Source organism: Peribacillus simplex (genome assembly GCF_030123325.1).
Classification (GTDB): Bacteria; Bacillota; Bacilli; order Bacillales; family DSM-1321; genus Peribacillus; species Peribacillus simplex_D.
This window is the reverse complement of sequence record NZ_CP126106.1, coordinates 2,225,447-2,241,499: the sequence shown is the minus strand read 5'-3', so window position 1 is coordinate 2,241,499 and position 16,053 is coordinate 2,225,447. Positions and strand designations below refer to the sequence as shown.

Sequence of the window (16,053 nt, the reverse complement as noted above, 5' to 3'; positions counted from 1 at the left end):
TGGTTTTGGCACAGCCCTACTTTGTTTAAATTCGAAGAATTTATTAGATAACATTGTACTTAAATGATAGCCCCTGTCAAGATGGCAACAATGATAAGGACTAATGAACAAATTAGAGCCCATTTAAATGCATACCGCTGTAGTTCCCCGATATCTGTTTTTACCATCCCTACTAGTAAAAGAGTCGATGCCACGAGTGGACTTAAGAAATGTACAGGCTGGCCCAGTACGGAAGCTCTGGCAATTTCTAAAGGACTCACCCCATAAGCTTCTCCTGCTTCGGCAAGAATTGGCAAAACACCAAAGTAGTAAGCATCATTGGATAAAACGAACGTAAATGGCATGCTGGTGAACGCAACGACCATCGGTAAAAAAGAGCCTAAAGAATCCGGAATGATGGCCACTAATGAATTTGCAATGGCGTCTACCATTTTTGTTCCGGAAAAGATCCCTGTGAAAATACCAGCCGCAAATACTAATGTGACGACGGTTATAGCGTTTCCTGCATGTGACACGATTCGCTCTTTTTGCTGTTCTAAGTTAGGGTAGTTAATGATCGAAGCAAGCACAAATCCGATTAGAAACAACACAGGTACCGGTACGAAGCCCATTACAAGAATGACCATAACCGTGAGCGTCAACAAAAGATTGACCCATATTAATTTAGGGCGCTTTAAATCGTCTTGTATGGCGGAAGCTACCGCTGCTTCAGCAAGAGCTCCTTTCATTTCAGGTGCAGCTTTGATATGTACAACCCCAAGCCTTTTGCGCTCTTTTTTCCCAAGTACATAAGCGGTAAAAAGAATAGCTGCAATACCTGCGAACAGTGTTGGGATAATCGGGACAAAGAATTCATTTGCATCGAGACCTAAAGATGCTATTGCTCTTGTTGCAGGTCCTCCCCAAGGAGTCATACCACTCATAATACTGACAGCCAGCATAGAAATAGTGGCAAGAATAAGTGGATTCATACCAAGTCGTAAGTAAAGAGGCAGCATAGCGGAAATCGTAATCATATGAGTCGTGGTACCATCTCCATCTAAGGCAACGGTCATTGCGATTACTGCTGTTCCTATCGCTATTTTAACCGGATCCCCTTTTACGATTTTTAACATAGTTTTAATAAGTGGATCAAATAATCCAGCGTCAATCAGAACTCCGAAAAACAAAATAGCGAACAATAGCAAAGCGGCTGAAGGTGCGACAACCTTTATTCCATCGAGCATCATATCTCCGAGCTCTGGACCAAATCCGCCAATTAATGCAAAGATAATTGGAATGACCACAAGAGAATTAACAGGTGATAACCGTTTAGACATGATTAAATAAGTAAAGACAACGACCATTGAAATTCCAAGTAACGTAAGAATATGAATCCCCTCCTATTAAAGAAACCGCTTACAAATCGGATAAAAAGTTTGAATAGTTAAAAAACATTATATAATATTTTCTGTTTCCCTGTTGATTTGGTTTCTATTTTTAGAATAGTTCATTTCTTAAAATAAGTGAAATACATATTTTTTTTACTTTTTCGAAAAAAAAACTTATAATCGATTTTATATTAAATTAAGAAATCGAAAAAGCACAATGAAATTGTCAATAAATTTCATTGTGCTTTTTCGTTAAAGATTGGAATTTTTATTCAAGAAATCAATAAAGTTTTTCACAGTAGATAGTTTTAAAGAATCCTGGTTATACATTAACCATGTATTTCTTAAGACTGGCTTCCCATTTTTGTAAGATAACCCGTATGTATGCAAGTTATCTGAAGGCTGCAGGCATATTTCCGGCAAAATAGAAACACCAAGATCATTTTTGACCATTTCTTTGCACGTCTCCTGTCGATCTGTTTCCATAGTTACAAATGGTGGCTCCGGGAATCTATCATGCCACCAGCCATTTATTAAGTTTTTTAAAGAACTGTCTGTTTTATAATTTATGAATGGAAGTTGTGGCAAATCATCTAAGTCTACCTCTTTTTTAGAGATTAAACAAAGTCTTTCTTTATGCAGTAACGATTTGATTCCATACCATTCATAGTTTCCACGCAGAATGCCTAATTGAACATTAGAGGAATCCAGAAGATGCATGATTTCTGTACTCCAGCCTGTATTCACATTAAATTGTACATGAGGATATTGTGTTGAAAACTTTTTCAATATTTCTGGTAGTTTATATTGGGCAAAGTTGCTGGAAACGCCAAGCCTTAAAGTTCCTCTTACCTCATTTTTCATATTAAGCATATAATCTTTCGTTTTTTGCAACTTTTTCACCATTTCTTCCGCATAGCCCGCTAAATGTATCCCTTCGGAAGTAAACTCAATGCCTCCTTTTATTTTGAAAAATAAGTTCGTGCTAAATTCTTTTTCTAAATTTTTAAGCCGGTACGTTAACGCCGGCTGCGATATATATAAACGCTCTGCGGCACGGCTAATGTTTTTTTCTTCATATAGTATCCTTATCGCAATCCAATCTTTTTCGTCCACTTCACCATCTCCCACTTTTAGATTATAAGTTTTTTTATCGTTTTTATTAAAAAAATTTGTATTTTACTTATTACATAACTTATCATACTATATTCCCAATGGAACCGGTAGTGCTATAAATAATGGGTTGAGAAAAGGTGGTTAAACAATGAAAGTACCAGTAGTTGTAATGCGCGGCGGGACAAGTAAAGGTGTGTTCCTTAACTTTGAACATATGCCTTCGAATCGCTCACACTGGGAAGGTTTCTTACTTGACGTGATGGGCAGTCCGGATCGGAGACAGATTGATGGTCTTGGAGGAGCGAATTCATTGACAAGTAAAGCTGCGATTATCAAAAAATCGGATTCACCAGAATTCGATGTGGAATATACATTTGCGCAGATCAGCATCGATAATCAAATGGTTGATTTTAAAGGGAATTGTGGTAATATTTCATCTGCTGTAGGACCTTACGCAATTGAGCACGGATTAGTTCCGGCAAAAGAACCTGTTACAACGGTAAAAATTTTTAACACAAATACACAAAAATTGATTATTGCAGAAGTAGAGGTTGAAAATGGACAAGTGAAAACAGAAGGCAGCTGCTCAATTCCAGGCGTACCTGGTAAAGGATCACCTATCTATCTTTCTTTTACTCGTGCTGAAGGAGCAGTTACAGGAAAACTATTCCCTACAGGAAATCCAATTGACATGATTAAAACGAAGGATCGACTGATTCAAGTTTCAATTATTGATGTTGCTAATCCACTTGTTTTTGTAAGGGCACAGGATATTGGTCTAAACGGAAGCGAATTGCCCACTGAATATTCACAGGAAAAATTAAATGAACTAGAAGAAATCCGGTCAATTGCAGCTGAAATGTGTCAATTTTCCGATAAGAAATCAGCAACTGTCCAATCTCCTGCTGTGCCTAAAATGACCCTAATTGCTCCTCCTATGGATTATGTCGACATAAACGGATCGGATAGAAAAGCGTCAGAGATGGATTTGATGATCAGAATGATGTCGATGCAGAAGCCCCATCAAGCGCTTGCTATTACAGGAGCAATCTGTGCAACTGCAGGAGCTTACTTACAGGAAACGATTTTATCGGATATGGTGGACATCAAACAGGAAATTTTTCGATTAGCCCACCCGGCGGGAATAATGGAAACAAAAGTTGATTTTTTGGCAGGACACATTCGCGCTATTAAAGTGGTACGCACAGCAAGAATCATTTTAGAGGGATACGTGTACACGAAAAATAATTACGACCTTACCTATCAATTAGCTTGATTTGATTTGCAAATTACGCAAAAAAAAAATTATCTATCACTTGGAGGCTTTGCAATGTGGGTCATCACTGTCTTTTTAAAAGGAAATATTAAAATTTTTGAATTTGACACAGAAAAAGAAGCGAAAGAACTATTCAAAAATATGAATGGCACTAAAATTCTTTCCGAAATAGTTTACTTCAATGATCCTTGTTTTGTATAAGTGAGTTTTCAATAGAGACCAGACTCTAATGTATCTCCAACTAACCGATGCCTACAAAATTCAATTATAAAATAGGATTGAGAATAGTTGAAAAATTTCCGGGAGGGAGCGCTCACCCTTATACAAGTTAGGATATAGATACTGAATCCAGATTTTCATGGTTACTAGGGTATTTAAACAAAAAGAAAACTAATTGTTATCTATCATTCTTGTTATAGGGGAAAATATCCACAAACCAACCCATTATTTATTGTCGGGCCATCCGGACGCTTAAAGCTATTCTCTAGAACTCATATCCCTATATGATATGAGTTTTAGTCAATGCATAAAGACTTTTAATATTTTAAAATATCAAATAGCCAAGGACTATTTTAAGCCTTGGCTATTTTTCATTCTTCTACTTCACGTATCTCTATTATTTTTGGACACATTCTTATCTAATAGACCATTCAAGGAAAAGACTCAGTGATTATTGATCGTTTCAACCTTTTCTTGAGTATAGTGGGCTGCGGATGAACCAGCTAATTTTCCAAAGACTGCTCCAGACATTAACCCGGATCCACCGGGATAGTTTTCATAAAAAATCCCCCCAATCATTTCACCAGCCGCAAAGAGACCTTTTATCGGTTGTTCTTCTTTGTCTAACACATGACCCGTTGCATCTACATGTAAACCACCGAACGAGAAGGTGATTCCGCACGTTACAGGGAAAGCATAGAATGGCCCTTGCTCAATTCGAAGTGCCCAGTTGGATTTAGGAGGGGTAATTCCTTTCGTTCCTTTGCCATCTTTCTCTGCGGGTCTATACTCGCCATCTTGTACGGCACTGTTATATTCTTCGATCGTTTTAAGGAATTGTGTTTGATTGACCGGCAGTAAACTAGCCAACTCTTCAAGTGTATCTGCTTTATAAATAGTCGCTTCTTCAAGGTCATATTCTTTACGCAGCATCGGGCGTACCTGTGCATCATAAATTTGATATGCCACATGTCCAGGCTGTTTTAATACCTCACGGCCGTATTTGGCATAGGTGTAATTTCGCAAATCTGCTCCTTCATCAACAAAACGTTTCCCTTCATTATTAAGCATGACACTGTACGGATAAGAATGCTTTTTAAAAATATCTCCCGGCTTCGTGAAGTCTCCTACTTTTGGCGCGTTATAATCTGTCCCAATCGAATGACATCCAGACCACTGTCCAAATTTTTGAGCCCCGACTGCCATAGCCATGGAAATGCCGTCTCCTGTGTTGAATTCGGTTCCACGAACAATTGCCGCTTCCCATTCTTCACCAATGTTTTCACATCTCATTTGCTTATTGGCTTCAAAGCCGCCACAAGCCAAAATCACACCGGATGTCTGAACTGTTACCATTGTATGATCTTTCTCAACAACGACACCGGATATTGTCTTATTCTCTGATACAAGCTCCACAGCACGTGAATCGTACCAAACGTCAATACCAATTTCTTCTGTCCGCGCAAAGAGCTGTCTCATTAAGCCAACGCCTTTATCTTCCGTTTTGATAGGCAGTCCTCCCCAGAAATTGCGCTTACCATCTTGTACGAAAGATTGATTTTCATAATTCAATTCAAATTTTATTCCCTGATCACGCATCCACGCAATTGTTTCATACGATCTAGAAACAAGCTGTTTTGCTAACTCAGGATTACTTTGTCCACCTGTTACTCGCATTAGATCATTGTAATAATCGGATTCCGAGTATTCAGGCATAACAATTAACTCGGCTTCTGCGTCTGTTAATTCAGGTATTACTTTTCTGATTGCGTCTAAATTATTGTAGGCTACACGTATGGCTCCATCTGTGAAGAAAGAGTTTCCTCCACGCTTTTCCAATGGTCCTCGTTCTAATACAAGAACTCTAGCACCTCCCTCTTTTGCTGAGATTGCGGCACATAAAGCTGCGTTTCCTGCTCCTACTACAACTACATCATAATTTTGTGTATTTGCCATTTTACCCCTCCTGTTAAGTAGTGATAACTCTTCATGTAAATAATAAGTGAAAATAATGAATAAAAATAATATTGTTTTTTTATTCATTGCCATAGAAAAATTTTATGAAAAATGCAGTAAACGCGAACTAGAGTGAGTCTATTGCTTTACATAAATAGATAGATTTCTTTTATTGATTAGTTGTATTATACTTTTAGAAATTAAATAAATTATTATTATTTATAATTACCCATAAATATTTTTTATGGTTAAAGGAGAAAAATTTTATGGATGAAAAAGATTGGCTTATTTTAATTACTCTTTACGAAGAAAGAAATATAACAAAGGCAGCACAACGACTATTTATTTCTCAGCCAGCTTTATCCTATCGTATAAAACAGCTGGAAAAAGAGTTCACAACAAATTTAATCTCTAGAGGCAAAAAAGGTGTCGAGTTTACAGTTGAAGGGGAATACCTCGTTCAATATTCGAAAAATATGCGGAAGCAATTAGGCGCTGCAAAAGAACACATTTCAAATTTGGATAAAAAAGTAAAAGGAACTTTACGATTGGGTGTATCTGGCTTGTTTGCCCGTTATAAACTACCAGTATTATTAAAAGAATTTCTAACCCTATATCCAGAGGTTGAAATTAGTTTGAAAACTGGATGGAGTTCTCAAATTCATCAAATGCTTCAAAAAGAAGAAGCACACCTCGGGATAGTTAGAGGCCCTTACAAATGGCAGGAAAATAAAGTGTTATTTCAAGAAGAAAAGATTTGTATTGCCTCCAGTAAAAAAATTGATTTAAAAGAACTTCCTTTTCTTCCTAGAGTTAATTATCAGACAGACCAATCGTTAAGGAATACTATTGAAAACTGGTGGCAGGAAACATTTGCGGTACCACCTAAGATTTCAATGGAGGTAGATCGGATTGAAACATGTAAAGAACTGGTTCTTAATGGTTTAGGATATGCCATTTTACCAGAAATCTGTATTAAAAATGATGAACCACTGTATACTTTCCCCATTGTATTAAGCGATAATAGCTATTTGCTTAGAGAAACTTGGGTTTTTTATCGGGATGTGACTATGGAGTTGGCACAAGTAAAAGCATTTATTGATTTTCTTAATGATTCTAAACAATAGCAATAAGACGAATCGAAATAAAACTAGTACAAAGGAAGAGAATTAATATGAAAAAGTGGGATTTAAATAATGCAAGCAAGACAATCCAATTTTCGGCTGCACTTCTAACTGCTTTTATTGGAGGCTGCCTTTTCTCTCTTATCAGGTTGCCAATCCCCTGGCTTCTAGGTCCAATGGCAGCCCTATTAATTACATCACGTTTCAAAAACGTTAAATTAATTTGGCCCATTTCGATGAGAAATACTGGATTGATTATTGTAGGTTATTCAATTGGCATTTCTTTTACCAAGAGTTCACTGTCTGACATGATTAGTCACCTTCCCTCAATGTTGATCCTTACAACCTTAATTGTCCTTGTGTGTGTATGTTCAGCTTTTGTTATGTCAAGATATTCCGGCATTGACTATCCTACCTCCTTAACGAGTAGTATTCCTGGAGGTTTGTCACAAATTGTTGTGTTTGCAGAAGAAATGAAAGGTATTGATATTACGACAGTAACCTTTTTCCATGTTACAAGAGTGATAATGGTTGTTTTCTTAGTTCCCCTTTTAATTTTCAGTCCTATTTTTGCAGGGAAAAGTACCAATGACTCATCTAAAATAATGGATAACGTTATTCCAGAGTGGAGTGATTTATTTCCCCTTATGTTTCTGTTCGCGCTTATTTGTTTCCTCGCAGCAAGAATAGGTAAAATAATCAAATTACCAGCTCCTTACTTTTTGGGACCAGTAATCGTTGCTGCCGCAATAGGTCTTTTTGGTTTGCAGGGACCACCACTTCCTCCTTCACTTCTTGATATATCTCAATTTATGGTTGGCGGTTATATCGGTTTACTATTAAAACCGGAACAACTTGACAATAAAAGAAAGACCTTATTTTTGGCTTTGATGAACGGACTGATTTTGATCTGCGCAACAATGTTTTTTAGTTTTCTACTGACCCAGTATTATGATTTATCGACTATTACGGGTTTTTTAAGTTTAGCCCCTGGTGGAATGGATCAAATGGGAATCATTGCACAAGAAGTAAATGCTGATGTATCTATTGTTACCAGCTATCAACTATTTCGGATGGCTTTTATTTATGCCGCAGTGCCTCCATTACTAAGATTGGTATTAAAATTAAGTTTAAGAAAAAAAGACAAGAACAGTAACCTTAAAACTAAATGTTAAATAAAAAAGGAGCGAGCTTTGCTCAAGGACACTGAAAAAGTCTGATTAATAAAGAAAAGAAGGTTATCATCCACAATATTTAGATGATGACCTTCTTTTTAAATACTAAAAATAGCATTAAATTTTTAATAATTTCTTTATTGTATCACTTATCCCTTGGCTTTCTTTGCTCTCCTCCCCCCATCATTTATTAAGAATAAATTATTTTGATACCTATACAAAAAAAATATGTATTTAACTTATTGTTCTCCCTGTATTACCTTTAATAAAGAAAAGCGCATAAGCATAGTGTAAAACTTATTAATCTACCAGTTAATTTTTCTGAAGAGTCACAAAACTAATTCTTAGCCATCCAGAGATCAATTGAAAGCGCATTCAAAATTTGGGAGGGGATTTAATAATGTTTCTTACAATTTTAGGCATCTCCATGGTTACCGTTTTTACCTATTTAATTATGTCCAAACGTTTATCACCCATTGTTGCTTTAACTTTAGTTCCGATCGTTTTTGCGGGAGTTGGTGGTTTTGGAAGTAAAATTGGCACTATGATGATGGAAGGTATTAAGCTAGTCGCTCCTTCTGCAGCCCTATTATTATTCGCCATATTGTTTTTTGGTATTATGATAGACACGGGCTTATTTGACCCACTTATCAAAAAGTTATTAGAAGTTGTCAAGGGGGACCCTGTCAAAATTTCGTTGGGTACCACAATTCTTGCATTACTCGTGGCCCTGGATGGAGACGGTACAACAACGTATATCATTACTGTTTCAGCTATGTATCCACTTTATAAACGAATCGGTATGAATCCATTGGTTTTAGCCACAGTAGCCATGCTAGCTTTAAGTGTAATGAGTGGCATGACTCCCTGGGGTGGACCTGCTACCCGAGCAATAGCAGTATTGGGACTTGATGCATCCGAATTTTTTGTTCCACTTATTCCTACCATGTTCGGTGGTGCTCTTTGGGTTATTTTCGTCGCATTTATTTTAGGGAAAAAAGAACGTAAACGACTTGGTGTAATACATATAGAAGAGTTGAAAAATGAAATAGCTGCTACTATAGAAAATGAAGCCACTGAAACATATCATCATATTGACATTAAACGTCCTCGTTTTTTGTGGGTTAACTTATTAATTGTGGTAGGCATTATGGTTCTTCTTATTATGGGATTGGTACCTTCCCCTATTTTATTTTTGGTCGGATTCGCTATTGCTTTAATGATTAACTATCCCAATTTGGAAATGCAAAAAAGACGTATCTTAGCACACTCTGGAAACGCATTAATTGTTGTTCTATTAGTTTTTGCGGCAGGAGTATTTGCAGGAATCTTTTCCGGTACAAAAATGGTTGATGCTATTGCTAATGGACTGGTTGCGATAATACCTGCTTCATTAGGACAGTTTTTTCCTGTCATTGTTGGCATTACAAGTATGCCATTCACTTTCGTTTTATCGAATGATGCCTATTATTTTGGAGTTCTCCCTATTCTTGCAGAAGCAGCTTCAGCCTATGGTATTAGTCCGTTAGAAATTGCTCGGGCTTCTATATTGGGACAACCCGCTCATTTAATGAGTCCACTTGTTGCATCAACCATTCTATTAGTTGGTATGGTTGATAAAGACCTTGGAGAATATCAGAAATTCGCATACAAATGGGCCATCTTGACATCGTTAATCTTAACAGTATTAGCTATAATTAGTGGTGCTATTTCTTTTATGTAACTTATAAAAGTCCTTGTATACTTGTTTGCAAGGACTTTTGTGGCATTTTATAAGTGAAAGATAAACCCATTCGCTCCAAGGGGTTTATTTTGGTGTAACTGCTATCGGTATTAGACTGTTTGATTTCTCTTTTTTCACTAGTTCCATCAAGATATAGGATATTAGTAGCAAGCAGCCATAACGCACAAAATGCCCCGTACCAACTTTTAGGCTGTTACAAGGGCACTGGGAAGAGCTGTATTAAGCTTAATTGAATGTGTTTCTCACATAGTAACTTACCAGGACAATAAAACTACCCCTGCACCAGGCAACTGATAACAGGGATAGACAACATTTAGGTGTAAGAATACTATCCCACCGAATGGGAATTATTATTCAAACTGTTCTAATGTTGCCAGATTTTTTTTATATTCATAGACTTTAATGAATTACCGTATAGATGTAACGCCAGCACCCAATGGATGTTGGTGTTTTTTATTTACTATATTTCTCGATTAAATCTGTTATCGCAAGCTCGAGAATATCTGTCTGCAGACGAGCCAAAGTATAGGTTCTCCTTCGCCATAGCTGATTCTGCTTCTGTGCGGTTGTTACTTACTTGTAGCGCTTTTACCATAGTAATAGCTTCCATTTCCATGGTTTCATTTTTACGGTCAATTGCTGAATGTGATTTTTTATACTATGAGATTTTTATTTATGGCGGCAGTTTTTGCAGACTTTGATGGTTTGGTTTGTTTCAGTTTTGTGCGGGTAGAGAAGCTTTACTCCTGTTCTTTCACACAGTGGGCATGTCCCTCTGCCATTTGAAGGCAAGTAGCTGATTGATTTTCCTCGGTTTCTTTTTGCCATTCCCCATCATTCCTATTCATAATAATTCTTGTTTCTTTATTAAATGTTGGACTGGCACAAAGGTTGATAGGCATTTAATGGCTTTTAACAATAGAGCCGCAATTCACATGAAATATATTACAACTTTCCTTTTACAAAATTAAACAAGCAGCAACAATATTAAACAATAAAAACAGTTGATTATCAATATACAGTTTATGGGGATTATAATGGAATAAAATCCAGTAATTTTGTACTCCTAAAATTACTGGATTTCGAGTGGCACAGTACTTTTTAAACAGGAAAAACAGCCTAAAATTTATTCTTCTAAAATAAAGTATTATATTTTCTCAATAAAATTTTTGTAGAGCCGATTTTTATCTGCCCCTGATTTTACGACAAGATATTAAGTACATTCAATTTACAATAAGCTTGTATTAAAATTTCTAGCATTTTGGGGGTGCAGTTTTTGACAAAACAGAAAAAGCAGAAATGGAAAAGGAATTTAGTGGTGATGACTGCCATTACCGGACTAGGGTTCTCTACATTTTATACAGGCCTAAGTATTCCGGTTGCAGCGGTCGAACAACCTGACCAGCCGATTCCTAAGGAAGAATCGGTCTCAATTGTTCAACTTGTAGTACCAAATGAAAAGGCAAAGGACAAGCTTCTTGAGCTTGGAATTGACCTTACCCACAGAATCGAAGCACACGACGGAGTCTATGAAGTGGATGCCGTTGTCACACCAACAGAAATTGCCATGTTAAAGACCTTTGGCATCAATGTAAAAGAGACCCTGATCACCGAAAATCAATGGAACACACGCGTGGCAGAGCGGCAATCTACTGTCCAGCTGCAAGCCAGTCTGGCAGCTTCCGAGGATACACTTAAAGTCCTTAGGGCAAACCATTTTACCAATCAATCAGGCACCTTCCTATATCTCGAAGTGAAATCAAGCGCCGGTGCGACTGCTAGCACAGCACTTAAAGCAACTTGGACCGAGAACGGTGAGGAAAAATCCGCTACACTTTCTAGATTGGTAGATTACGGTGAATATTTATATCACTATTTGCTTCTACCAGTTAGCGCCATTCCTTCATCTGTTAAAATTGAAAGTAATCTTGGAGGAACAGCTACGAGCACCATTACTGAATGGTTAGGGAAAGAGCCGAAACATCCAAAAACAGATTATGTTACGGATTTTGTTGACCACTATATGTCACCAAATGAATTATATGAACGTGCCGAAAACCTTGCAAAAGAATTTCCGAACTTGGTAGAAATCATTGATATGCCAAATAAAACAAATGGTTACAGACGTCTTGCCCAAGCAACTATCGGCGGCACGACCAATCTCGCAGTTGTTGTTTCCTCAAAAGCATGGGGGCATGAAGGCGGGAATGATGTATCGGTAGAATTCAAGAATCCAGGAACCAATAATGCACCACTAAAAGTGACTGTGGATGGTACCAAGATTTTAGTAGATTTAGCTACTGATTCGTCAGGAAAGGCAACAAGTACTGCCGCACAAGTGGTTAAAGCACTGAATGAGAATGCTAGCCACCTTGTCACTGCGACTACATACCGCGGTAATACTGGTGCTGGTGTTGTCGCACCAACTACAAATGCTGCGATATTAACTGATGGCTTGAAAGCTGGGGCAGACGTTTCCCGTGATCCTTTTACAGTAAAAGCGATCCGAATCGGCAAGCATCGAGACGGTTCTAAACCAGGTGTTCTTGGATATGCTCAGGAGCATGCCCGTGAATGGGTGACCCCACTCGTAACAATCGAAACAGCGGAAAGACTACTGCGAAACTATAGTCAAGATAGTGAGACAAGAAAGCTTGTCGATAATCTTGATATATTCCTTGTACCTTCAGTAAACCCTGATGGTGCCAATTACAGCCTCAATGATTACAATGTGCAGCGTAAGAATATGACCAATCACTGTGGTCCCACTGCCTCTGACCCTGGGTACCGTAATAATTGGGGAGTTGACCTTAACCGCAACCATTCTGTTGGTTCCGTTTTTGATGGCTATATTGGCGGAGGTACAAGTTGCACGGGAGAAACTTATGCTGGACCAGCTGAAAACTCTGAGCCTGAAGGAAGAAACCTTGTCTGGCTTGCTGACAAAAACCCAAATATTAAGTTTGCAATGAATATTCATAGTTATGGCGGCTACTTCATGTGGTCCCCTGGTGCTTACGATTCAAAACGTACAACTCTACCACGCCCATCAGCTGGTGAAGAAGCGTTTTACTGGGCAGCTTCTGATAACATCTTAAATGATATTCAAGACCACCGCGGAACGGTCATTCTACCTAGCCGTACAGGTCCAATTCCTGACGTACTATACTCTGCTGCAGGTAACTCTGCGGACTACCTATGGTATGAAAAGGGGATTTATGCCTGGAACTTCGAAGTAGGGGCAGATTTATGGAATAAGGATACAAAAAGATGGCAGGCAGTTGGATTCCAGCCAGCCTTTGTAGAAGGTCATGAAGAAGCAATGGAATTTGCCAATGGGTTGATTGGCTTAATGAAAGTAGCCTACAACAGTGCAAAAGACCATCAGCCGCCTACTTCAAAAGCTACACCTGGAAACGGTAAATACACAGGTCCGGTTAATGTTAAGATTGAAACAAGTGAGCCAGCCACCATTTATTATACGCTTGACGGCAGCCGCCCTACCTTCCAATCAACTAAAATTAAATTAAGCGGCACCCGTGAATTTGCAGAAACATTAAAAATTGAAAAGACAACAACCATCAATTATTTCACTGTGGACGCCGCAGGAAACATTGAGAAAAACTACAATCCACTCGGTAATGGGAAAAACTATAATTCTGTAACGCTTACAATAAAATAACGGTTTGCAAGGGGTTGGCAACCTAAACAAAAAGCAGAGTGTTTTTTCACACTCTGCTTTTTGTTTATAACCTATAATAGTTTTCAGCTGTATAAGTGTTCCAGTTCCAAAAATCATTCCCCTGAGTCATAATATATCGATCAAGAAACAATTCGAAGTTAAGTTGAATGTCTTCAAAAAATTCTTCAGATGGTATATCAAAATTAAGTAAATAATTTGGCTCTTGAGTTTTGAGTTTTTTAATACTAATAGCCAAGGTTCCGTCCAATACGCTGCCTATAGGAATAAAAGGCAAGGGTTTATCTGGCTCATCTGCTTGCATATCTTTATATGCACGCTCGATTTCTTCTAAAGAATGAAGCCGTATTCCCCTCCCACTCTGTCGCCATCTTCGTCTATATGTTCGAAAAGCATACAACCGTTATGAATAAATAAAAATGCCTTGTAGTCTTCTGGTAAAATCCATTCCGTTTTCTTTTCAAATTCCTCAATTTGTTCTTTTGTAGCCGGATCATTAAAGGAACAAACAATATTCGAGTTTTCTCCTTCAGGACCTGAAACAATCATACTTAAGTCTTCGTCTAATCTATTTTTAAAACTTGCTAAAGTTTGATTAATAAATGGCATATAGATGATCTCCTTATTAGTAGTTTTTCCACCAGGTATTAACTGTAGAACGATGTATTCTTACAGGGAGCGGGAATAAATTTTCAAATTTGTTAGTTCCACCGTATTCTCTTGGAACAACGTGATGTATCTCGGTAGAGTCGCCGCTCCAATCAATTTTTGGATCACCGTATTTTTTTATGTATGCCTTCTTGTAATTTTTTCTATTTGTACTTGTCCACTTAACTCTATCTTTTTTTGGCACTATTTCCATATCGGCAATTTTAGGAGTAGGCATAGTCACCCTGTTGTGATCATTTTTGATTTTAGGGTATAAACTTGCTTTCTTATTTGCCAATTTGGCACTTTTTTGAACGGTTTTTGTTATAGGTTTGGCACCGCTCCATCCTACCGTTTGTTTGGATTTAGTGATCCAAAAATTTGTAGATGTGACTTTGTAACTTTTCGTTTTAGATTTACCAACTGCTTCATTCACCTAAGATGCTATCGTGGCGAAAATCATTCCAAAACCTATAGAAAAAGCCGAGGAGTTAACCTCGACATGATAAAACGGTGTTAGCTTAATGGGTATTGGCATGTGGATCTATCCCCTTTACTTCAAAATAAGATATTAAACTCTATTATTCTCCACAAATACATTCTTCTTATGCCACTTAAAATAAAGTTTATTTTCAGGATGAACGGGGATTTTTACGTTTTTTGCCAAACCGTACAGAACATACTCTTCTTCAGGAATCTGCTTAGAGATATGCAGTCTACCTTGACCGTCAAACGAAATCAAGCCTTTGTCATACAGCGCATCATGGTTGCAGCATAATAGTACTCCGTTGTATGGATCTAGTCGCTCCTGATCTGAGCTGTCCTTCCATGGTTTAGCGTGACTTGCTCTTAGAAGGACTTCCATTCCAATGCCACATAGCGGGCATTCATTATTCCAGAGTGGCATTAAGCTCTTTCTAAATTTTTGCTGGCCGCGTCGGATTTTCATTTTAGCCTCTGATTCAGTTTCGGCAATGATGGTTAGTAATGGGTTACGCTCTTTTTCAATGACTTCATCAACAGAAAGTTCTAATTGATCTTCATCTAATTTATAAATGTTGAGCACACTGATACATTCTAATAGTTTAAGAGAAAGCTCCTCATTACAAGGATATAAGTAGCCTTGATTGCCACTTCCGTCCACTTGGAATGCTGAATACTTAATAGGTAGGTACCGGACAATTTCATCAAAATGATCGCGTACATTCAGTGGTACTTCTAGCTCACGGTATTCAGTCGAAACCAGATATCCTTCATCGTTCCATCTATCATGATTTTGCATCGTTTGTGGCTTGCTACCCTCTTTACAGCCTTCTTTGACTACACTAATTGCGACAATGAACCCTTTTACATAATGAAAGATTCGATTGCCACTTTTGACCTCTTGCATCCTTTTCCATGAGTGAGGTACCATGCCTGATTTGTCTATTTGAGGAGACCAGATGATCCCTAATTGTTTTTCTTCTTGATATGTACTGCCTTGCATGACAATAAAGCTGCTCAACGTATTTCCTCCTACATGCTAAAATATACGATTTAAATTCATAGTTGTTTCTTTTTATAATCGTACATAATCTATATACCCAATCATACCTTACTTTTTTCGAATTGTAATCGCAACGGTCCAAGGAATAAATTTCCACATTCTCGAAAATATGGATTAGTTCTTCATTTAATACGGATTTTTTATAAGTAACTGTGTAAATGAGATCATTCTATTGAAAA

General features: G+C 37.6%; 13 protein-coding genes. 6 read left to right on the top strand and 7 right to left on the bottom strand.

What is annotated here, in order from left to right:
• Positions 1-59 precede the first annotated feature (59 nt).
• Positions 60-1,370, bottom strand: coding sequence for a CitMHS family transporter (locus tag QNH43_RS10640; RefSeq protein ID WP_264641367.1), 1,311 nt, complete (start codon positions 1,368-1,370; stop codon positions 60-62).
• 252 nt (positions 1,371-1,622) lie between these two features.
• The gene (locus tag QNH43_RS10635) at positions 1,623-2,486 is read right to left on the bottom strand and encodes a LysR family transcriptional regulator (RefSeq protein ID WP_283917797.1); all 864 of its coding nucleotides are present in this window, start codon (positions 2,484-2,486) and stop codon (positions 1,623-1,625) included.
• Between the two features lie 148 nt (positions 2,487-2,634).
• On the opposite strand from QNH43_RS10635, the gene QNH43_RS10630 reads away from it, so the two are divergent.
• Both QNH43_RS10630 and QNH43_RS10625 read left to right on the top strand, forming a co-directional pair.
• The gene (locus QNH43_RS10630) at positions 2,635-3,762 is read left to right on the top strand and encodes a 2-methylaconitate cis-trans isomerase PrpF family protein (protein ID WP_283917796.1); all 1,128 of its coding nucleotides are present in this window, start codon (positions 2,635-2,637) and stop codon (positions 3,760-3,762) included.
• Positions 3,763-3,816: 54 nt separating this feature from the next.
• On the top strand, positions 3,817-3,963 hold the full coding sequence (locus QNH43_RS10625) for a hypothetical protein (RefSeq protein ID WP_278090096.1): 147 nt from the start codon (positions 3,817-3,819) through the stop codon (positions 3,961-3,963).
• A gap of 462 nt (positions 3,964-4,425) precedes the next feature.
• Here QNH43_RS10625 and tcuA read toward each other — a convergent pair whose 3' ends face one another.
• The gene (gene tcuA / locus QNH43_RS10620) at positions 4,426-5,937 is read right to left on the bottom strand and encodes an FAD-dependent tricarballylate dehydrogenase TcuA (protein WP_283917795.1); all 1,512 of its coding nucleotides are present in this window, start codon (positions 5,935-5,937) and stop codon (positions 4,426-4,428) included.
• Between the two features lie 266 nt (positions 5,938-6,203).
• Between tcuA and QNH43_RS10615 the strand changes: the two genes are divergently transcribed.
• The 4 genes from QNH43_RS10615 to QNH43_RS10600 all read left to right on the top strand — a co-directional run bounded on the left by QNH43_RS10615 (position 6,204) and on the right by QNH43_RS10600 (position 13,662).
• Positions 6,204-7,064, top strand: a complete 861-nt coding sequence (locus tag QNH43_RS10615) for a LysR family transcriptional regulator (protein WP_283917794.1) — start codon at positions 6,204-6,206, stop codon at positions 7,062-7,064.
• Between the two features lie 47 nt (positions 7,065-7,111).
• A complete protein-coding gene (locus QNH43_RS10610; RefSeq protein ID WP_283917793.1) occupies positions 7,112-8,236 on the top strand; it encodes an AbrB family transcriptional regulator in 1,125 nt (374 codons plus the stop codon).
• Between the two features lie 400 nt (positions 8,237-8,636).
• Positions 8,637-9,959 carry a CitMHS family transporter gene (locus QNH43_RS10605; protein WP_283917792.1) on the top strand — a complete coding sequence of 441 codons (1,323 nt, stop codon included), beginning with the start codon at positions 8,637-8,639 and terminating at the stop codon, positions 9,957-9,959.
• A gap of 1,297 nt (positions 9,960-11,256) precedes the next feature.
• Positions 11,257-13,662 carry a M14 family metallopeptidase gene (locus QNH43_RS10600; protein WP_283917791.1) on the top strand — a complete coding sequence of 802 codons (2,406 nt, stop codon included), beginning with the start codon at positions 11,257-11,259 and terminating at the stop codon, positions 13,660-13,662.
• A gap of 64 nt (positions 13,663-13,726) precedes the next feature.
• On the opposite strand, the gene QNH43_RS10595 is transcribed toward QNH43_RS10600, so the two are convergent.
• The 4 genes from QNH43_RS10595 to QNH43_RS10580 all read right to left on the bottom strand — a co-directional run bounded on the left by QNH43_RS10595 (position 13,727) and on the right by QNH43_RS10580 (position 15,832).
• A complete protein-coding gene (locus tag QNH43_RS10595; RefSeq protein WP_283917790.1) occupies positions 13,727-13,984 on the bottom strand; it encodes a hypothetical protein in 258 nt (85 codons plus the stop codon).
• 26 nt (positions 13,985-14,010) lie between these two features.
• Positions 14,011-14,289 carry an SMI1/KNR4 family protein gene (locus QNH43_RS10590; protein WP_283917789.1) on the bottom strand — a complete coding sequence of 93 codons (279 nt, stop codon included), beginning with the start codon at positions 14,287-14,289 and terminating at the stop codon, positions 14,011-14,013.
• A 16-nt stretch (positions 14,290-14,305) separates the two neighbouring features.
• The gene (locus tag QNH43_RS10585; RefSeq protein WP_283917788.1) at positions 14,306-14,764 is read right to left on the bottom strand and encodes an HNH endonuclease signature motif containing protein; all 459 of its coding nucleotides are present in this window, start codon (positions 14,762-14,764) and stop codon (positions 14,306-14,308) included.
• Positions 14,765-14,899: 135 nt separating this feature from the next.
• The gene (locus QNH43_RS10580) at positions 14,900-15,832 is read right to left on the bottom strand and encodes an HNH endonuclease (RefSeq protein ID WP_076372070.1); all 933 of its coding nucleotides are present in this window, start codon (positions 15,830-15,832) and stop codon (positions 14,900-14,902) included.
• Between the last annotated feature and the right edge of the window lie 221 nt (positions 15,833-16,053).